The following is a 19,922-nucleotide window of genomic DNA, read 5'->3' as shown; positions in this document are numbered from 1 at the left end:
TCTCCTTATTTTTTCGATTTCAAGAGATCAAAGATGATTTTCGCGTGATCCGTGTTGTCGACTTGTCCCGCGAAACGTTCCTTGGCAGGACCGAACGCATAGACGGGTACGTCTTCACCTGTATGTCCACCTGTCGTCCAGCCTGTATGCGAGCGTTCGTTGAAGATTTCTTCGATCGCATTATCAATCTCGAGTAATTTCTTCGATTCAGCAGCGCGGGAGACGCTATCGATTTCTTTGTCCGTTAAGGCGAGTTTGTCTTGATCGATATACGTCGTCAACGTCTTGCGGACGTCCGCACCATCAACGATTTTTTGCGCCATGAAGTCAGGTGTTTTCTTTGCTGCTTTGATCGGTTCAGCGAACCAGTTATAGATGCCATCCGCACCGATCGAGTATCCGCCTGTTGAGTGGTCAGCCGTTGCGACGACGAGTGTATGTTTATCCTTCTTCGCAAAGGCGATTGCGGCTTTGAATGCCCGCTCGAAGTCTTCCATCTCACTCATGGCGCCGACGATATCATTATCATGACCAGCCCAGTCGACTTGACTTCCTTCGACCATCAGGAAGAATCCTTTTTTATTCGAGTCGAGTCGCTTGATGGCAGAGTTCGTCATTTGAGCAAGCGATGGGACCGAGTTTTCGCGGTCGATCCGTTTTGGTAATCCACCATCTGCGAACAGACCAAGGACTTGTTTATTTTTATCAGCTTGCATTTGATCGAGGTCCGTGACGTAACTGTACCCGTCTTTTTTGAACGCTTTCGTCAAATCGACATCCGGACGGACGAAGTTTGACTTCCCGCCACCGAGCATGACGTCGATTTTATGCTTCCCATTGACGCGTTCCTTGAAGTAGTCGTCTGCGATGGCGTTCATGTTCTTCCGGCTCTCATCATGAGCACCGAACGAAGCAGGTGTCGCATGCGTGATTTCAGATGTTGCGACGAGTCCTGTTGATTTACCGCGTTCTTTTGCCGCTTCGAGGACGGTCTTGACTTCCGATTTATCGTTATCGACAGCAATCGCTGCATTGTACGTCTTTACGCCAGATGACATCGCCGTTGCTGCGGAAGCGGAATCGGTGACGTTTTCTTTCGGATCTTCTGGATAAGTCATCTGTTGACCGACGAGGTATTGGTCAAACGCTGTTTTTTCAGCGACCGGTGTCGATGGGTCATTCTTTAAGTAACGATGGGCTGATGTATACGAGACACCCATTCCGTCGCCGATCAAGAAGATGACGTTCCGGATTTCCGGTGATTTAACAGGTTTTGTCTTCGCTTCAGCTTCTGGCATTGAGAACATCGTACTGAGGGAAAGTGTCGATAAGGCAAAAATCGGGATGATACGTTTTAATTTCATGATGGTTCCTCCTCGAAAGGTGATGGGTTTGACGATCGATACGACCTACAAACTCCACCTTACGGGTGGAATGTGAAATCCATGTTTATCGTTTGTAAAGCTTTGTGAAGAATCGATGACAAGAGGTTTTTAACTCAAATGAAGCAGTGAACATGTGTGTCCACTGCTTCATTGAAAATAATTTGAATTTCTCGACCCATTAGCGTTGTTTCAGTCCTTGCATCGCTTCGAATATATAATGGGACTCTTTCATATCCATGAAACTGCATTCATACTCTGTTAGTCCATTCTCGAGCTCAAATGCCTGCGTTGGTTGGATGATCAGAATATGATCGTTGATTTTTAAAGCGAGTTCAATTTCTTCGTTGATTGGAAGATGAAGTGATGAATAGAAGGAAACGGAATGCAAAGTCCCTTTGGAAATCAGGATATCCGTATAGCCAACATGAATTTGTTTTCCTTTCAAACGGTGAATCGTGATTGCAGCAGTCACTGTTAATTGGTTGGCGGTAACACTCATCGCCTCAATAGCGCTGACTTGACGTTCCTTTAGAACAGATTCAAACTCTCCTTTCGGGAGAGGGCGACTAAACAGATATCCTTGAATCGTCGTACAGTCTAGCTGGCGTAAATAATGCAACTGCTCCATCGTTTCAACCCCTTCAGCAATGACATCCATTCCGAATTCATTTGCCATGAATAATACACTTCGGACGACTGATTGTGTTTTTTTATCATGTGCCAATGACGTAGCGAATTGCCGATCAATTTTGATCGTATCGATTGGATACTGCTGTAGATAAGAAATAGAAGAATAACCTTTTCCAAAGTCATCAAGTGCAATTCGAATCCCCATAGCACTCAGCATCTGTAATGATTGATGAATTTTTGTGTTATCAAAGAGTACATCTGTTTCAAGAATCTCAATTTCAAGCATTCCAGGTGAGACATCGAATCGACGCAATGTTTCTTTAACCGTCTCAGCGAAGTTTCCATACATCAAGCGCTTTGGAGAGACATTAATGGAGACAGGAACAGCTGGAAGACCTGCTAGTACCCATTGATTTATACTACGACAGGTTTCTTCAAGCACCCAGTCTGCAATCAAGATATGCATATCACTTTCTTCAGACAAAGGAATGAAATCGTTTGGAGGAATACGCCCCCACTCAGGATGTTGCCAGCGTACAAGTGCTTCCGCACCAACGATGATACCAGACCACGCATTTACTTTAGGTTGGTATTCTAAAAACAACTCATCACGACGAATCGCAGTACGTAGGCTATTTTGAAGTTGGTGTCTTCTATACGTCTCGATATTGTAAGTAGAAGAATAGACGCTGTAAGAATTCGTATTCGCACGACCAAGTGCAATGTTAGCTGCTTTGATCAATTCGTCCGGCTGAGAAGCGTCTTCCGGGTAACGGCTAACACCGATTGTCATCGAAGGATACCACTCATAGGAATCCACTGCTATTTTCTCCTTCGAGCTTCGGAGAAAGGTTTGGCAGATGGTCTGAATATCAGATTCGCTGACAAGATGGGGGAGCAAGACGATGTATTCGTCTCCATATAAATGACCGACGTAAGTCTCCTTAGATAAATGATTCAAAAGACGCGTTGCAGTCTGTGTTAACCAACGATCTCCGATTTTATAACCAAAATCATGATTGATGGAACGAAGTAAGTTATAGCTTACTGTAAAGACGCTGAAGCATTCATATGTATCAATCCAGTGTTGAAGTTGCTCAAGGACAAGTGCACGGTTTGGTAGTCCAGTGACTGGATCGTGCATGGCTAATTGGAAAATACGTTCTTCCTGATGTTTTAATTGCGTAATGTCTTGGACGACGCTTTGGTAGGCAATGATGCGATTCATCTCGTCTCGCAAGGGAGTTCGGTTCTCAAGAATCCAAAATAATGAATCATTAGTACGGATACGATATGCGATTTCAACATCGTGACCGGTTAAAATTCTAGCGTGTGCTGATTCGAGTTTCGTCTGGTCTTCCGAAACGACGATGTTTTGTAACCATTCGATGGGACGTGTTTTATACTCGGACAGCAATCCTTTGAATAAATTTTCAAAGCCTTGCGTGGAAAAATCGATTTTTTGATCCAATAGATTAAAACGATATATGGCACTTGTAGCAACTTGCTGGAACGTGGAAAGCTTATGACGTTCGTCATGAAGCTGCTGATCTAATTGTTTGTGATCGGAAAGATTATAAATGGCGCATGTAATTTCGGCATTTTCGCCGTCTTCTGGATTACGATACGCACACCGACAAAAGACATCTTGATAACCATCTTGTGAATGCAAGACACGAGTCTCGATTTCAAGAGGTTCGGTTGTTTGTTGAAAACGAAGGATATCTAAATAAGCTTGAAATGCGTCTAAATTTTCTGGATGAATCAGACGCAAAATGCTCTTCTTATCAAAACGGTCCAATTGACGATTAGAAATACCAAGTAACTGACCAAATGAATGAGAGAAGCGTAACAAATAGCCTGCTTGATTGAAGGTGGCAGTCGCGATGCCTGGGAGACTCTCGACGAGTTGATGATCGAAAGTAATCGATTCTACTTTCGACTTCAGTAAACGTGTTTGGGTGATATCTCGAGCAATACCGTAAGCCCCGACGATGAGTCCCTGATCAAAAATTGGAATGTTAGCAATGAGCATCTCTAGGTAATGACCAGATGCGTGACGAACACGAACGATGTAGTTGACGCTTTTTCCTTGTAAGACTTCTTGGAAATATTCGTTTGCAATGGTGTGATCATCAGGATGAATGAAATCATTCTTGTGGCGTAACAAATCATGTTTTGTATAACCAAGTAACAACGTTGTTTTTTCATTCAGACTCGTAGTGACGCCTGAAAGATCTAATGTATAAACAGCGTCCGGATGATGTTCGATGAAGTTTGCATCAATCGATGTTGTGGACAGTACATTAGAAGAGGATTTTTTTGGAGAAAAAAGTGTTGATAATCCTTTTTTTAGCGGCAATGAAATCCCCCCTCGATAGAGTATTCAAAATATATTGTACATTTTTATTATATAACAATTATTTGGTTTTGAAATCTTCATTTGTATGATTTTGAAATAAATACAATTTAATACAGTAGATTAACAAAAAAGAAACCGGAGTCGAATAAACTCCGGTTAAAACATATGATATTAGCGACTCCATCCGATCATCCGACGATAGGAGCTAAATGTCGGCCATGCGAGAATTGCAATCGCGAGCCAGTAGAGGAACTGATTCTCAGATGAGATCAGACCTATGATACCGGCAAGCAGAATCGTCGTATAGATCGAGAAGGTGATGATGAGTGCTGGGTGTAGCTTTGGAAAAATCGTGAAACGACCGAGTCGTTCATTCGCGCCTTTGACATAGAGACGACTACCAAAAATCAGTAAGGCAATCGTTAAAGCCACGTTGAACAATACAGCATAGGTAATGTTAAATTCGGTATTGTACTCGAAGAAGAGTGCAAATGGCGTCGTGATCGTCATCAGGAAACTGAGTGGTTTATCTAGCTCTTCATAGCCGACGCTAAAACCAAGCTGAGCGACGGCATAGATGCTGAAGTACGTGAAGTAGTTCAGGAACAAGAAGAACGTTCCGAGTAAGAGTTGTCCGATGATATCACCAGCGATCGTTCCAGCGAACAGGAAGATCGTCAAAATCGTCACATCAAATAGAAGGAACAGACCAAAATCTTTTAAGAGTGATGAGAGAGTGACGTAATCAAACGGATCGATACCGAATCCTTGCAGTAATAACCAACTGGCGAAAAAGCCGATGATCGGGAATACGATTAGCGTCACAGTGCCAATCGCCCATTTAATCCAGAACAGCCAGACCTTCGGAAACGGCAACGCATGTAAGATCAGACTGCGACCACTTCCGCGCTCAGAACCAAGCATCAAAATCGCAAAGACGGCAATCAGGATGGCAGCGAACCCAGCGAAGAACGGACTGACGAGGACAGCTTGGAGCGAGTCTGTTTGATAGGAGACTTCATATGTTTCAAAGTCATTGATGATTGTATAACTCCCAAATCCATAACTGAAGATCGCCAGTAAAATGAAACAAGCGAGCGGCCAAATGCCTTGCTTGATGTGATAGCGGATCAATTGCTTAACCATGTCGTTTCCCTCCAAATGTCCCTAAGAAGTAATCTTCCATCTGCACCGGCAAAGCATCCTTTAATAGAGGATTCGTCGTTTCAAGATACTGCGCGCCTGCATCGGATAAGACGAGCAATGTCACGACCCGACCGGTTTGGGATAAGACGTGGAGATCGGCATGACCGAGCTCTGGAACATCTTCATAGACGACTTGCCACTTCTGCATGCTAGCTTTGGCATCATCGAGTGCCTTCGGTTCGCGGACGAGGTGTTTTTCGATCGTCATGACGCGATCAGCGAGTGAATCAAGTTCCTCAAGTTGGTGTGAGGCAATCAAGACGGCAGTTTGGCGCTCCGCGAGCAACGAGACGAGTTGTTTTAAGTAATCACGTTTATTAATCCGGTCAAGTCCATCGGTCGGTTCATCGAGCAATAAGACAGGTGCATTCGTCGCAAACGCGAGTTGGAGAAGGAACAATTGTGCTTGTCCTTTCGATAAGGACGTCACGCGACGTCCACGATCGAGATTCGAGGAGCGACAATAGTTTTCGATATACGTCTTCTCGAAGTTCGGATAGAACGCGTGATAGAAGTTGATCAATTCACCGAGCGTCATCTGACGGTAGACGGAGACGGAGTCTGGAACGAGAAAGAGGTGTTCCCGCGTCTTTGGGACGTGGTGGATCGACTCGCCGTTCCATTCGACCTTTCCGCGTGTCGGCTCAAGGGCACCGACGAGTGTTTTGAGTAATGTCGTTTTTCCGGCGCCATTACGACCGATCAAGGCAGTAATCGTTCCTGCTGGAAGGGTGAAGGATGCATTTTCATAAATCATGGTACGGTCAATTTGTTTCGTTAAATGAGAAACGATCAACATGAGGAATCCTCCCTTATGTGTAAGATGAGTTGATAGAGTTCTTCGTTTGAAATAGAGAGTTCGTCGGCGACGGAACAAAGTCGGATGAGTGGATCTTGAATAGCGGCTTGTTTGACTTCACTGAGGGGGATGTCTGAGATGAAGGAGCCTTTGCCGCGCATCGTGACGATGAAGTTGCGGCTCTCGAGTTCCTGATAAGCACGGGAGACAGTATTCGGATTGACAAGGAGTGTACCGGCAAGTTCACGGACAGATGGCATCTGTTCGCCAGAGCGGAGTAGACCACGGGCAATCGAGCGGATGATTTGCGTCACCAACTGTTCGTAAATCGGTAACGGACTTTTCGGATCGACGGTGAACATTTCTTCACCTCCTTAAGTGTACTAATTCAATTAATACACCAATTATAGGAAGAGGATACCAATCTGTCAATGCTTCTTTTCGAGAAGACGGTTACGCCAACGATCGCAATATTTGCTATACTGACGACAGAAGAATCGCCAGGAAGGATGACCGAGATGTTGGATCGATTGAGTGCCTTAGAGGACCGTTATGAAAAACTGAATGATATGTTGGCTGATCCAGCCATCATTAATGATACGAATCAATTGCGTGAGGTCTCAAAAGAGCAGGCACAACTTGCTCCGACTGTTGAGACGTATCGCGTCTATCGTGAGAAGATGGAGGCTTATCAAGAGGCACGTCAAATGTTGACGGATCCGGAGATGCGCGACCTTGCAAAGGAAGAAGTCGCGATGCTTGAGCCGGAGATCAAAGAACTCGAAGCTAAGCTGAAGGCTTTATTATTACCGAAGGATCCGAACGATGATAAGAACGTTATCGTCGAGATTCGTGGTGCGGCAGGGGGAGATGAGGCAGCCTTGTTTGCCGGGGATCTTTTTAAGATGTACTCGAAGTTCGCGGAGAAACAGAGCTGGAAGATTGAGATCATCGATGCGAGCTATACCGAACTCGGTGGCTACAAAGAGATCATCTTCATCGTCAAAGGAACGGGCGCCTACTCGAAGCTGAAATACGAGAACGGGGCACACCGCGTGCAACGTGTCCCGTCGACGGAATCCGGCGGACGGATTCATACATCGACCGCAACGGTTGCGGTGTTACCGGAAGCAGAAGACGTCGAAGTCGAAATCCACGACAAAGATGTCCGGGTCGATACATTCACGTCGAGTGGCCCAGGTGGACAGTCCGTCAATACGACACAGTCCGCTGTCCGTGTCACGCACGTGCCGACAGGGATCGTCGCGAGCTGTCAGGATGAGAAGTCGCAAATCAAGAACAAGGAAAAAGCGATGAAGGTCTTGCGTGCGCGCGTCTACGATAAAATTCAACGCGAGCAGCAAGCTGAATACGATGAGAAACGGAAATCGGCTGTTGGAACGGGTGACCGTTCGGAACGCATCCGAACGTACAATTTCGCCCAAAATCGCGTGACGGACCATCGCATCGGATTGACGATTCAAAAGCTTGACCGAATCTTGCAAGGCGAGATGGATGAAGTCATCGATACGCTCGTCATGGAACATCAGGCGCGGGCATCGGAGGCGGCAAACTGATGCGGATCGCAAAACGACTAAATGATGCAAAAACGATGATGGAACAAGCAGGACGAGAGGGTTCGAGTGCCGAATGGTTACTCATGCACGTCTTAGAAGTCGACCGGACGGGACTCCTTGTCCGTTTATCGGATGAATTGACACCAGAGCAGCATTTACGGTTCAGTGAATACTTGCTCGCTCACGTTCACGGGGTTCCCGTTCAGCATCTAATCGGGTATCAGCCCTTTTATGGACGGGACTTCAGTGTCACACCGGATGTCTTGATTCCACGACCGGAAACGGAAGAATTGATTGTCTTCGTCACGGAGCGTCTGAAAGATGAGACGTTCACGACAGGACAGATCGTTGATATCGGAACGGGGAGTGGCGCGATCGGAATCACGCTTGCGCTTGAACTCGAACAACCGGTCACGACCGTCGATATTTCACCAGCTGCAATCGCGGTCGCAAAACAAAATCAAGCAGTGCTTGGTGGAGACGTGACATTCCTTGAAGGAGACTTGCTAGCACCGCTCGCGGATAATTCCGTGCGGGTGCTCGTCTCGAATCCGCCTTATATCGAGGAAGAAGAATTACTCAGTGAGGTCGTATTCGACCATGAACCACATCTCGCCCTGTTCGGAGGTAAGGACGGTCTTGTCTTTTACCGACGTCTCGTCGAAGAGAGTGGACGGGTCCTACGCGATGATTTCCGACTGATTGCGTTTGAAATTGGACACAATCAAGGACCAGAAGTGCAAATGATGTTAAAAGAACGTTATCCAAATGCGGAAACGGGTATTTTAAAAGATATAAACGGTAAAGACCGTATCGTGTATGCGGAACGAAAGGATTGTACAGCGTGAAGACGGAAATGATTGACTTACAGACAATGGATGAAGCAGTAAGGTTGTTGCAGGAAGGAGAGGTCGTAGCGATGCCGACCGAGACCGTCTATGGTCTCGCAGGGGACGCCACGAACGAAGCGGCTGTTCGGCGAATCTTCGCCGCGAAGGGTCGACCTTCCGACAATCCGTTGATTGTCCATGTCGCATCCGTAGAACAGGCACATCAGTTCGTCACGCACATTCCAGATGTCGCGGCTCGTTTGATGGAGGCGTTTTGGCCAGGAGCCTTGACGATCATCCTCGAATCGAACGGCACCGCATCCACACTCGTCACAGCAGGACTAGATACGATCGGATTACGGATGCCAGACCATCCACTCGCGCTTCAGTTAATTGAGGCGACAGGGTTGGGTCTCGCAGCACCGAGTGCAAACCGTTCCGGAAAACCTTCACCGACGTCATCTGCGCACGTCGCGCATGACCTCTCGGGACGCATCGCTGCGATCGTCGATGGAGGGGAAACGGGCATCGGGGTCGAATCGACTGTCATCGATTGTACGATGATGCCGCCGGCGATTTTACGACCGGGTGGCGTGACACGCGAACAAATCGAGACAATCATCGGCCCTGTCACACTCGATCCTGCCTTATCGATGAAAGATGTTACACCGAAGGCACCCGGGATGAAATATACCCACTATGCGCCGGAAGCAACACTGTCCGTCGTCGAGGGGGATCTCTCATTCTTACAGCAACTCATCGATGATGCACGACAAACCGGACACAAGACGGGCGTTCTTTTGTTTGATGGGGAGGACGTCGACGCAGATGTTCGCTGCTCCCTTGGTAATTCGATGGAGACGGCGGCACAACGTCTTTACGATTGTTTACGGCGATTTGATCAGACGACGGTGGATCAGATTTTTGTACGAGACCTATCAGAAGAAGGGGTGGGGCTTGCGGTCCGCAACCGCCTCCATAAAGCAGCAGGTGGTCGGGTCATTCGCCCTTGAAGAAGGAGGATACGGAGATGAGCACACGTCGCGTTTTATTCATCTGTACAGGAAATACATGCCGTAGCCCGATGGCGATGGCGTTACTACGCTCGAAAGTCGCTGATCAGGAATTTGACGTCCGTTCAGCAGGACTACGTTCGATGCAAGGATTCGATGCGTCCGAGAATGCATTACAAGTGTTACGCGAGCGCGGGATCGAACTCGAGCACTATACGCAAGTCTTTGATGATGTACTCGGACGTTGGTCCGACATCATCTTGACGATGACGCGTCAGCACAAGCAGGAAGTCGGTGAACGCTATCCGGAACTGAAGGAACGGACGTTCACCTTATATGAATACGTGACAGGGCTTGAACGGGACATCAACGATCCGTACGGCGGATCGATGAACGTCTACCGGCAAGTACGCAATGAACTCGAACCCCTCGTCAACCGTCTTGTGTTAAAATTGACGCAGAACGGAAACGGAAGAAAAGCTCCGGATACACGGAAACTTCCGAAAAAACAACCTAAACAAACGGGGGAATAGTAAAGATGAAAGTAGCAATCGGCGCGGATCATGGCGGTTTTAAGTTAAAGGCAGAAATCAACGACCTCTTACAAGAGCTCGGCATCGAATATACGGACTTCGGTACGTATTCGTCCGACTCAATTGATTATCCGGATGTAGCGATTCCTGTCGCTGAGGCAGTCGCGAACGGAGAGTTCGATCGTGGTATCTTGATTTGTGGCACAGGAATCGGAATCGGTATCGCAGCGAACAAGGTCAAGGGCATCCGAGCAGCACTCGTCCATGATACGTTCAGTGCGAAAGCGACGCGTCAACACAACAACTCGAACATCTTGACGATGGGCGAACGCGTCATCGGTCCAGGACTGGCTCGTGAGATCGCACAACTTTGGCTTGAAACGGAATTCGAAGGCGGACGTCATGAGAACCGCGTTTGCAAAATCTCAGATTATGAGGTGAAGTAATGGACGTAACACGCATCCAGCACGATTTAGAAGAAGCACTGAACGCTCTGGATGAACGATTTTCCTTAAAAGGAAAATTGCTCGTGATCGGCTGTTCGACGAGTGAAGTCATCGGTAAACAGATCGGCAAAGCCGGTTCACCAGAAGTCGCGGACGCGTTGTTCGACGTCTTCGATGCCTTCCGTCGTTCGCATCAAGTCGATCTCGTCTTCCAAGGCTGTGAACACATCAACCGGGCGTTGACGCTTGAGCGACAAACGGCAGAGCGACTTGGACTCGATCCAGTAACCGTCGTTCCCGTTCCAGAAGCCGGTGGATCGATGGCGAGCGCTGCCTATCAGCGGTTCTCGGCACCGGTCGTCGTCGAAACGATTCAGGCAGATGCCGGGATTGATATCGGTGACACGTTCATCGGTATGCATTTGAAGGCTGTTGCGATTCCAGTGCGTTTGCCACATAAAGAAATTGGTGAGGCACACGTGACAGCAGCCGTGACACGACCGAAATTGATCGGTGGAGCACGTGCTAAATACGAATGATTGATGCAAGGGGTTGCGCACCCCTTGCTTTTTTGATGTTGTTTTGGGGGATGCCTGGAATGAAACATTCGTGTTAAGATAGGTCTATCGAAATGAAATGGGGGAATTCAGATGGAACAAACACCGCTTACGTATCTGAAACAACAAGATGAGGCACTCTTTTCGGCAATGCGCCAGGAACTAGGTCGTCAACGCGATAACATCGAATTGATCGCATCCGAGAACTTCGTCTCGCAAGCTGTCATGGAAGCACAAGGCAGCGTCTTGACGAACAAGTACGCAGAAGGTTATCCAGGTCGCCGTTATTATGGTGGCTGTGAGTACGTCGATCTCGCTGAGAATCTCGCACGTGACCGCGCGAAGGAAATCTTCGGTGCAGAACACGCGAATGTGCAACCACACTCTGGTGCACAAGCGAACATGGCGGTTTACTTCACGATTCTTGAACAGGGCGATACAGTCCTCGGGATGAATCTGTCACACGGTGGCCATCTGACGCACGGTAGTCCCGTCAATTTCTCCGGTGTCCAGTATAACTTCGTTGAATACGGTGTCGATCAAGAGACAGAGATGATTGATTACGACGTCGTCGCGAAATTAGCAGAAGAGCACAAACCAAAATTAATCGTCGCGGGCGCATCGGCGTATCCGCGCGTCATCGACTTCAAACGTTTCCGTGAAATCGCGGACAGTGTCGGTGCTTACTTGATGGTCGACATGGCGCATATCGCGGGACTCGTCGCAGCTGGTCTGCATCCGAACCCAGTCGAGCACGCCCACTTCGTCACGACGACGACGCATAAGACGTTGCGTGGTCCACGTGGTGGAATGATCCTCTGTAAAGAAGAGCACGCGAAAGCAATCGATAAAGCCATCTTCCCAGGAATCCAAGGTGGTCCACTCATGCACGTCATCGCTGCAAAAGCTGTTGCATTCGGTGAAGCACTTGCACCAGAGTTCAAGGACTACATCGGTCAAGTCGTCACGAACGCAAAAGTTCTCGGTGAAGAATTGACGAAGCGTGGTCTCCGGATCGTCTCAGGCGGAACGGATAATCACTTGCTCCTCGTCGACTTGCAACCACTCGGTATCACAGGGAAACTTGCAGAGCACGCGCTTGACGAAGCAGGTATCACAGTTAATAAGAATACGATTCCGTTCGATCCAGCGAGCCCGTTCGTCACAAGCGGTATCCGGATCGGAACGGCAGCGATGACATCACGCGGCTTTAAAGAAGCAGAGATGAAAGAAATCGCCGAGTTGATCGAACTCGTCTTGAACCACCCAGAAGAAGCCGACGTTCTCGCACAAGCACGCGAGCGTGTCGTTGCCTTGACAGGTCGTTTCCCACTCTACCCAGAGCGCGGATGATCGTCATCCCCTTCGTCCTTTTCATTATGAGAAGGGGAAGGGGATTTTTTGTTTGTCTAAAAAAGGAGGAGTACGATGCATATTTTAGTCGTAGAAGATGACCCACATATTCAAGCACTTGTCTGTTCGACGTTACAAGCCGACGGACATTCCGTACAAGCGACAGCAGACGGAAACGAGGCGCTTGCGTGGATTGAGACGATGACGTTCGAAGCAGCAGTACTCGACGTCTTAATTCCGGGTCAGACCGGTCTCGTCCTGTGCGAGCAGTTGCGGCAAAACGGGGATATCCCGATCTTGATACTGACGGCACTCGGCGAACTGACAGATAAGCGAGATGGTTTTGCGGCAGGTGCCGATGATTACATCACAAAACCGTTTGATCCAGAAGAACTGCTGTTTCGGCTCCATGCTGTTGCTCGGCGCTATCAAAAAGCGGCGCAACCCGTTCTGCATCTCGGAGACGTCACGATCGATAAACGCAGTCAGCTCGTCACGATTCAGTCAACCGAGTGGACGTTACCACGGCGCGAATTCGAATTATTACATCAGTTGGCCAGTTTTCCGGGACGGGTCTTCAGCCGCGAGGAATTGATCGAACACGTTTGGGGTCTTGATTTCATGGGGGATGACCGGACGATTGATGTCCACATCAAACGACTCCGTGGACGCTTGAAGGAAACGAAGCAAGTGAAGATCGAGACGGTGCGCGGACTCGGCTATCGGTTAGAGGTGAACGCATGAGATCACTCTATACGAAGATCGTTGGTCTCGTTTGTGTCGTTCTACTCGTGTCCGCACTGCTGGCACTTTTAATCAGTAACATGGCCTACTATTCATTCTGGCAGGACAGCTATAGCCAAAAAGTCGAGGAAGCGGTCGAGACAGCGATCGATTATTACGAGACGCATGGGGATGGGAAAACGGAATCGTTTTATCAAATGTTGCAGGCGACCGGATTTCAACTGTATGTGCGAACCGATGACGGGATTGAGCGTTACGGAAACGCCTTTCGTGATGAAGCCCTCTCGAATCAAGTCGTCGAGCAAGTGAAGAACGGTCAACCGTACTATGGAATGCGTGAATATCCGTTCCATCTTTTCCTGCTCGGTCTATTCGATAACGAAGTCATCAATACGTACGGGACGTCGGTCAAGACGGCGCAAGGAACGGATGCGATGTTCGTTCGTCCGGACTTGAGTCGACAAATCCGTGAGTTGCATCTGTTCGTTGGTCTGTTTCTCGGTCTGCTTGTCGTCATCAGCTTCCTCCTGCTCGTCTTCTCGATCCGGTATCTCGTTCGTCCAATCCGTCGATTGACAAAAGCAACGGAACAGATGGCGGACGGGGACTACGGAATCCGGGTCGGAACGAAGGCGCGCGATGAGATTGGTGAGCTGTCTCGCCGGTTCGATGAGATGGCAACGGCAGTCGAAGCATCTGATACAGAACGACGCCGGTTCGTTGCGAACGTCTCCCATGAATTTCAGTCACCGCTCACGACGATCTCAGGATATGCGGGACAACTCAATGTGACGGGAGAAGACGTTACGAAACGGGCGATCATTCAACAAGAAGCGGAGCGAATGTCGGAGTTGACGCGTCAACTGTTGATCTTAGCGAAGCTCGATGAAGGACGCCGATTCAAGCGGCAAGCTCTCGATCTGCGCACGAGTCTAGAGGCGACACTAACAACACTTGCTTTTCAGCTGGATGAGCAAGGGATTGCGGTTGCGTTTGACGTACCAACGACATTGCAGATTCAAGCAGATGCCAGTGCACTCGAACACGTCTTTCAGAACGTCGTTCGAAACGCCGTCTCGGTCTCGGCAGAAGGAGCGACGATTCACATTCAAGCGCAAGAACAGGCGGATCAGGTCATTGTCCGAATCCAGGACGAAGGACCAGGCATGACCGAACAACAGATTGCACATGCCTTCGAACGTTTTTACCAAGGCGATGTTGCCCGGACGTCGCGCGGGGCGGGACTCGGTCTTGCAATCGTTAAAGAGACGATGCGTCAACTCGGTGGGGATGCGAGCTTGTCGTCTAATGCATCCGGTCTGACCGTGACGTTGACTTTTTTACGCGCATGATGCGTTCGTTCATGTTCCGTTCATATTGCAGTCGTATCATCAATCCTGTAGCGAACATACAGGAGGGATCACGCAATGAAATTAGGATGGAAAGAACTCGTCCGGATGAAAGGGCGATTCAGTTGGATGACGATCGTGACGATGTTGATCGTTTTATTGATTTTGATGATTACCGGACTTGCGGATGGACTGGCTTATGACAACGGTGCTGCCGTCCGTAATCTGCCGGTCGAGCAGTTTGCGCTGAGTAAAGATGCAGAAGGGCAGCTGACCCGTTCATTCCTAAAGGTGGACGAGACACCGAAGGGGGCGGAAGCGCTCGGCGTCCAGAACATGGTGCTTGAGAAAAAGAATAGAACAAAGGATGATGTCACGGTCTTTGCTTTACCGCAAGCGACACAGTACGGTCCAAAACAGTTGCAGTCGTTACAAAAAGGCGAAGTTCTCGTCGATGCCGCATACGCGGAGCAACGGGGAACACGTGTCGGCGATACGATCACTGATTTTCGGACGAAAGAGACGTTCCGGATTGCCGGTACGGTAACAGACGGTCGTTATAGTCATGCCCCTGTCCTTTGGATGACGGATGAATCATGGCAAGCGTGGCAGTCAAAGATGGGGACATCATATGTCTCAGCGTACATCGGTCAATCACTTAAAACGGATCAATCGCTGTTTACGAAACAAGAAGTCGTTAAGAACGTACCAGGTTACGCAGCGGAGCAAAATTCCTTTCAGATGATGCGCATCGCACTCGTCGTCATCGGGGCGTTGATCCTGACCGCATTTTTCTATATCTTGACGATGCAGAAAATGAAACAACTCGGTGTCTTAAAAGCAATCGGTATCCGGACCCGGACGATGGGAATGAGTCTGCTCGTACAAGTCGTCATCCTGACGAGCCTTGCGTTTTTAGTTAGTGTTGCGATCACTTATTTGACGAGTCGTTTCCTCCCAAGCGATCTTCCGTTCCGTTTTGAATGGACGACTAGCCTGATATACGGCGGAATCTTACTCGTCACGGCAATCCTCGGAGCACTCGTTCCGTTACGGATGGTTAAGAAACTAGAGGCGGCAGACGCGATGGGAGGAATGAACGGATGATTCGATTAGAACAGATTGAGCAAAGTTATGGTGAGATGACGGTTCTGCATGACATCAACCTACAAGCAGAAGCGGGTGAGTTGATTGCCCTCGTCGGACCGAGCGGTAGTGGGAAAAGTACGCTGCTCCAGTTACTCGGTTTATTGCAGACACCAACGAATGGTGCCGTTTATTTTGACAATACATGTGTCAGTGAAGCAACCGACGCGGAACGTCGTCGCTTACGACTAGAAGAAGTCGGATTCATCTTCCAAGAATCGCATCTCGTTCCGTTTTTGACGGCAGGAGAACAACTCGAACTCGTCGCGAAGGAAGCCGGACGATCAGTTGACGCGACGGCAGCACTCGCTGTATTCGGACTCGAGCACCGAAAAGATCACCTACCACATGCCTTATCAGGCGGTGAACGCCAGCGGGTTGCGATTGCACGAGCCTTCGTGAATGATCCACGGCTTGTACTCGCGGATGAACCGACAGCAAGTCTCGATTACCCGAACGGACGCCGAGTGATGGAGTTGTTGCAACAACAAGCACACGTCTCGAACAAGACGGTCATCGTCATCACGCATGATGAACGGATGCTTGACGTCTGTGACCGGATTTGGCGAATTGAAGATGGACACATCACAGAAGCGGAAGCATTTCAATCCTATTCTCATAGTTAACTCACTACTCTATTGTTTTCTTGCGACAACGCGTAAGGGAACAATAGAGTTTTTGATATTTTGTCCACAAGATAGGGGAAACGGACCATTTGCGGAAGCGTTATCTTTGCTATACTTAACCGTAGTAAAAAAAGATAAAGGTGGAAATAAATGTGAACTTATCAGCCTTGATCCAATCAGAACTTCAAGCCATTCAGACCGAACGACTAACGGAATGGTTTACACATAAAAGCCATGAACGCCGGGAATATCAACGGATGCTCGAAGATTTCAAAACCATCGTCATCATGCAACAGGCGGGATTCTATGAACAAGCGGATGCTCGTTTTGAACAGTGGAAGACGTTACCGATGCCAGCGGAAGTCTATCGTTATCGTCTAGCGATCGCAGGAAAAGCAGGTGGGAAACGTCTTGCCCAGAAACGATTGGCATCGTTTCCCGTGACCGTTCAGAATCATCCACAACTGAAAGACTGGAAACGACTCGGCAAACTGAATCCATGGTGGATCGGTGGAGTAGTCGCTATCATCGGTCTTGGTCTCGTCTGGACACAATTAGACGACGAACCGGTGACACCCGTCGCGACGAAACAGACAGAGGTCGAGCAACAACTCGCAGCACTGCAAACGGAAGTCGAACGATTAAAAGAGAAAAATGAACAGCTAGCAAGTGAGCAAGAGAAGGCGAAGGCGATCAAGCCAGAAAAGAAGGAAACTTCACCCGAAACGAAGGAAACAAAGCTGCCTGCGAAAGATGCACTCGAACAAGGAGTCGCTGCCGTTCAAGCAAAAGACTATAAACAAGCGAACAGTGTTCTGACTGGACCTGTCCTAACGAATAAAGAGACAGCAGGTATGGCACGCTTCTATAAGTTGATTGCCGCAGGGAAGTTGAAGCAGACGACGCAGGCAGATTATATTGCTTACCAGGAAGATTTTCCGAAGTCTGGTTATATGAGTGATGTTCTTTGGATGCAAGCTGTTTATGAACAAAAATATAAAAAAGGTGACTATCGTGCGACCTTGCAAGAACTCGCGAAACAACCTGACAATGAATGGTCTTACGCTGCGAAAGCGATTCTATCAGGTAAGAGTACACTCGGAGATTGACGAAAAAACAGTTCCCAAGCAGTGCGCTTTTAGAGTACAATGCGAAAAGAGAATGGAGAGGAGATGCAAACAATGAGTAAAGTACATGTATTTGATCACCCATTGATTCAGCACAAGATGACGATCATGCGTAAAGTCGAAACAGGAACGAAACAATTCCGGGAACTTGTCGACGAGGTGGCTTCATTGATGGCATATGAACTCACACGTGACCTTCCACTCACAGATGTCGCGATCGAGACACCGGTCACGAAGACGACGCAGAAGATGATCGAAGGCAAGAAACTCGGGATCGTCCCGATTCTCCGCGCTGGTCTCGGTATGGTCGACGGAATGCTCCGCATGATGCCGAACGTTAAAGTCGGTCACATCGGTCTTTATCGTGATCCGGAGACACTCGAGCCAACGGAATACTACCTCAAGCTTCCAACAGACGTCGCAGAACGTGATTTCGTCGTCGTTGACCCGATGCTTGCGACAGGTGGTTCGGCGGCAGACGCCATCTCCTCGTTAAAGAAACAAGGGGCAAAGAGCATCAAGCTCGCATGTCTCTGTGCAGCACCTGAAGGCGTCAAACGCGTTCAAGAAGAACACCCGGACGTCGACATCTATCTCGCAGCGCTTGACGAGAAGTTGGATGACCACGGATACATCGTCCCAGGACTCGGTGATGCAGGAGACCGTCTCTTCGGAACGAAGTAAAAATAGTAAGATACATGGAAAAGTCGCAGACGATGCTCTGCGGCTTTTTTCGTTGCTATTTCGTAAACTGCGCAAGGCTGCTGAAATATGCTTTAATGAAAAAAGGAAAAAAGGAGGAAGTCACCATGCCGATTACAGTCATGCCGATTTTCGGGACACGACCGGAAGCCATTAAGATGGCACCGCTCGTCAATGCCCTGAAGCAACACCCTGCATTCGATGTTCATGTTACGATTACTGCCCAGCACCGCGAGATGCTCGATCAAGTGCTCGAACTGTTCGAGATCGAACCGGATCACGACTTGAATATCATGAAGCAACGTCAGACACTCGTTGATATCACGACACGTGGTCTCGAAGGACTCGATGCGATCATGAAAGAAATCAAGCCGGATCTTGTCCTCGTCCATGGCGACACGACGACGACGTTCGTCGGAAGCCTTGCTGCCTACTACAATCAAATCGCGGTCGGTCACGTCGAAGCGGGACTGCGCACCTATAATAAATATTCTCCGTTTCCGGAAGAGGTCAATCGTCAGTTGACGTCGACGCTCGCGGACTTACATTTCGCTCCGACGGCGCAAGCGGCGGCGAATCTCGCGTCCGAAAATCGTCATGCGGGTGTCTACATCACGGGGAACACAGCGATCGATGCCCTGCAAACGACAGTTCAAACCGATTACGTCCATCCGATGCTCGAGACGGTCGGGGACCGGAAATTGATCTTGATGACGGCGCATCGTCGTGAGAACCAAGGAGAGAAGATGCATCAGATGTTCCGAGCAATCCGCCGCCTCGTCGATACGTTTCCGGATACGCACGTCGTCTACCCGGTCCACCTCAATCCAGTCGTTCAGGAAGCAGCAAAGACTGTCTTTGAAGGGCATGATCGAATTTCGTTGATTGCGCCACTTGATGTCTTCGATTTCCATAACTTCGCGAGTCGTGCTCACTTAATCTTGACTGATTCCGGTGGGGTACAAGAAGAAGCACCGTCACTCGGAGTACCAGTGCTTGTCTTACGAGATACAACAGAGCGTCCAGAAGGGATTGCGGCTGGGACGTTAAAGCTTGCCGGAACGGAAGAAGAGACGATTTATCAGATGGCAACAGAACTCTTGACGAACGAAGCGCTTTATCAAGAGATGGCGCATGCCTCAAATCCGTACGGAGACGGACATGCATCCGAACGGATCGTCCAAGCAATTTTGCATCACTTCGGTCAAGGGGAAGCACCGGCACCGTTACTCACGCAATAAAAAACGATTATCCTCGAATCGCTTGTATTCACTTGCTTTCCTCAGACGAGACGTGAGCCGCGCCTCTTTCGTCTTTAGACGAGGAGTCGGGTCTCACTTGTCTCTGACAGCACGAAGACTCGTGCTTTTTCCTGTAGGAGTCGCGTGAAATAAGCGATTCTTTGTTATGTCTCGAAGTTCGTTTAATCGCAATAGTTGATTTAGGGGAATAATATCTTTAAATCTTACCAATTCCGCTAAATTCAGCCCATTTGTTTAGAAAATGTAAAACCAGATGACCTTGAAACTGGAAAGGA

19 protein-coding genes are annotated in these 19,922 nt (G+C 48.6%); 14 read left to right on the top strand and 5 right to left on the bottom strand.

What is annotated here, in order from left to right; all coding sequences use genetic code 11:
- Window positions 1-5: 5 nt before the first annotated feature.
- From K6T22_RS14725 to K6T22_RS14705, 5 genes are all read right to left on the bottom strand, one after another.
- The gene (locus tag K6T22_RS14725; protein WP_238238005.1) at window positions 6-1,364 is read right to left on the bottom strand and encodes an alkaline phosphatase; all 1,359 of its coding nucleotides are present in this window, start codon (window positions 1,362-1,364) and stop codon (window positions 6-8) included.
- A 199-nt stretch (window positions 1,365-1,563) separates the two neighbouring features.
- Window positions 1,564-4,377, bottom strand: a complete 2,814-nt coding sequence (locus K6T22_RS14720; protein WP_238238004.1) for a sensor domain-containing protein — start codon at window positions 4,375-4,377, stop codon at window positions 1,564-1,566.
- A 171-nt stretch (window positions 4,378-4,548) separates the two neighbouring features.
- Entirely contained in the window at window positions 4,549-5,523 is a 975-nt protein-coding gene (locus K6T22_RS14715) for a hypothetical protein (protein ID WP_238238003.1), read from the bottom strand.
- Window positions 5,516-6,382, bottom strand: a complete 867-nt coding sequence (locus K6T22_RS14710; RefSeq protein WP_238238002.1) for an ATP-binding cassette domain-containing protein — start codon at window positions 6,380-6,382, stop codon at window positions 5,516-5,518. The genes K6T22_RS14715 and K6T22_RS14710 overlap by 8 nt, the downstream gene beginning before the upstream one ends.
- Window positions 6,376-6,744, bottom strand: coding sequence for a GntR family transcriptional regulator (locus K6T22_RS14705; protein ID WP_023469524.1), 369 nt, complete (start codon window positions 6,742-6,744; stop codon window positions 6,376-6,378). The genes K6T22_RS14710 and K6T22_RS14705 overlap by 7 nt, the downstream gene beginning before the upstream one ends.
- Window positions 6,745-6,900: 156 nt before the next feature.
- Between K6T22_RS14705 and prfA the strand changes: the two genes are divergently transcribed.
- The 14 genes from prfA to wecB all read left to right on the top strand — a co-directional run bounded on the left by prfA (window position 6,901) and on the right by wecB (window position 19,626).
- The gene (prfA, locus tag K6T22_RS14700) at window positions 6,901-7,959 is read left to right on the top strand and encodes a peptide chain release factor 1 (protein ID WP_238238001.1); all 1,059 of its coding nucleotides are present in this window, start codon (window positions 6,901-6,903) and stop codon (window positions 7,957-7,959) included.
- A complete protein-coding gene (prmC, locus tag K6T22_RS14695; protein ID WP_238238000.1) occupies window positions 7,959-8,807 on the top strand; it encodes a peptide chain release factor N(5)-glutamine methyltransferase in 849 nt (282 codons plus the stop codon). The genes prfA and prmC overlap by 1 nt, the downstream gene beginning before the upstream one ends.
- A complete protein-coding gene (locus K6T22_RS14690) occupies window positions 8,804-9,802 on the top strand; it encodes an L-threonylcarbamoyladenylate synthase (RefSeq protein ID WP_053454411.1) in 999 nt (332 codons plus the stop codon). Before prmC ends, K6T22_RS14690 begins: the two co-directional genes overlap by 4 nt.
- 17 nt (window positions 9,803-9,819) lie before the next feature.
- Window positions 9,820-10,335, top strand: coding sequence for a low molecular weight protein arginine phosphatase (locus K6T22_RS14685; RefSeq protein WP_023469513.1), 516 nt, complete (start codon window positions 9,820-9,822; stop codon window positions 10,333-10,335).
- 5 nt (window positions 10,336-10,340) lie between these two features.
- A complete protein-coding gene (gene rpiB, locus K6T22_RS14680) occupies window positions 10,341-10,781 on the top strand; it encodes a ribose 5-phosphate isomerase B (protein ID WP_050676957.1) in 441 nt (146 codons plus the stop codon).
- Entirely contained in the window at window positions 10,781-11,320 is a 540-nt protein-coding gene (locus K6T22_RS14675; RefSeq protein ID WP_238237999.1) for a TIGR01440 family protein, read from the top strand. The genes rpiB and K6T22_RS14675 overlap by 1 nt, the downstream gene beginning before the upstream one ends.
- 111 nt (window positions 11,321-11,431) lie before the next feature.
- On the top strand, window positions 11,432-12,691 hold the full coding sequence (gene glyA, locus K6T22_RS14670) for a serine hydroxymethyltransferase (protein ID WP_050676955.1): 1,260 nt from the start codon (window positions 11,432-11,434) through the stop codon (window positions 12,689-12,691).
- Window positions 12,692-12,766: 75 nt separating this feature from the next.
- Window positions 12,767-13,435 (top strand): response regulator transcription factor, encoded by a 669-nt coding sequence (locus tag K6T22_RS14665; RefSeq protein WP_238237998.1) that lies wholly within the window; start codon window positions 12,767-12,769, stop codon window positions 13,433-13,435.
- Complete coding sequence (locus K6T22_RS14660) at window positions 13,432-14,787, top strand: sensor histidine kinase (protein WP_238237996.1); 1,356 nt, start codon at window positions 13,432-13,434, stop codon at window positions 14,785-14,787. The genes K6T22_RS14665 and K6T22_RS14660 overlap by 4 nt, the downstream gene beginning before the upstream one ends.
- A gap of 75 nt (window positions 14,788-14,862) precedes the next feature.
- A complete protein-coding gene (locus tag K6T22_RS14655; RefSeq protein ID WP_238237995.1) occupies window positions 14,863-15,891 on the top strand; it encodes an ABC transporter permease in 1,029 nt (342 codons plus the stop codon).
- On the top strand, window positions 15,888-16,556 hold the full coding sequence (locus tag K6T22_RS14650; protein WP_238237994.1) for an ABC transporter ATP-binding protein: 669 nt from the start codon (window positions 15,888-15,890) through the stop codon (window positions 16,554-16,556). The genes K6T22_RS14655 and K6T22_RS14650 overlap by 4 nt, the downstream gene beginning before the upstream one ends.
- A gap of 152 nt (window positions 16,557-16,708) precedes the next feature.
- Window positions 16,709-17,665, top strand: coding sequence for a plant Invertase/pectin methylesterase inhibitor family protein (locus K6T22_RS14645; RefSeq protein ID WP_238237992.1), 957 nt, complete (start codon window positions 16,709-16,711; stop codon window positions 17,663-17,665).
- A 72-nt stretch (window positions 17,666-17,737) separates the two neighbouring features.
- The gene (gene upp, locus K6T22_RS14640; protein ID WP_058704132.1) at window positions 17,738-18,367 is read left to right on the top strand and encodes a uracil phosphoribosyltransferase; all 630 of its coding nucleotides are present in this window, start codon (window positions 17,738-17,740) and stop codon (window positions 18,365-18,367) included.
- Between the two features lie 125 nt (window positions 18,368-18,492).
- Window positions 18,493-19,626, top strand: coding sequence for a non-hydrolyzing UDP-N-acetylglucosamine 2-epimerase (gene wecB / locus K6T22_RS14635; protein WP_238237991.1), 1,134 nt, complete (start codon window positions 18,493-18,495; stop codon window positions 19,624-19,626).
- Window positions 19,627-19,922 lie beyond the last annotated feature (296 nt).

This window comes from Exiguobacterium acetylicum (genome assembly GCF_022170825.1).
Taxonomy (GTDB): Bacteria; Bacillota; Bacilli; order Exiguobacteriales; family Exiguobacteriaceae; genus Exiguobacterium_A; species Exiguobacterium_A acetylicum_B.
The sequence above is the reverse complement of the archived record's forward strand: the minus strand, read 5'-3'. Positions and strand labels throughout refer to the sequence as shown.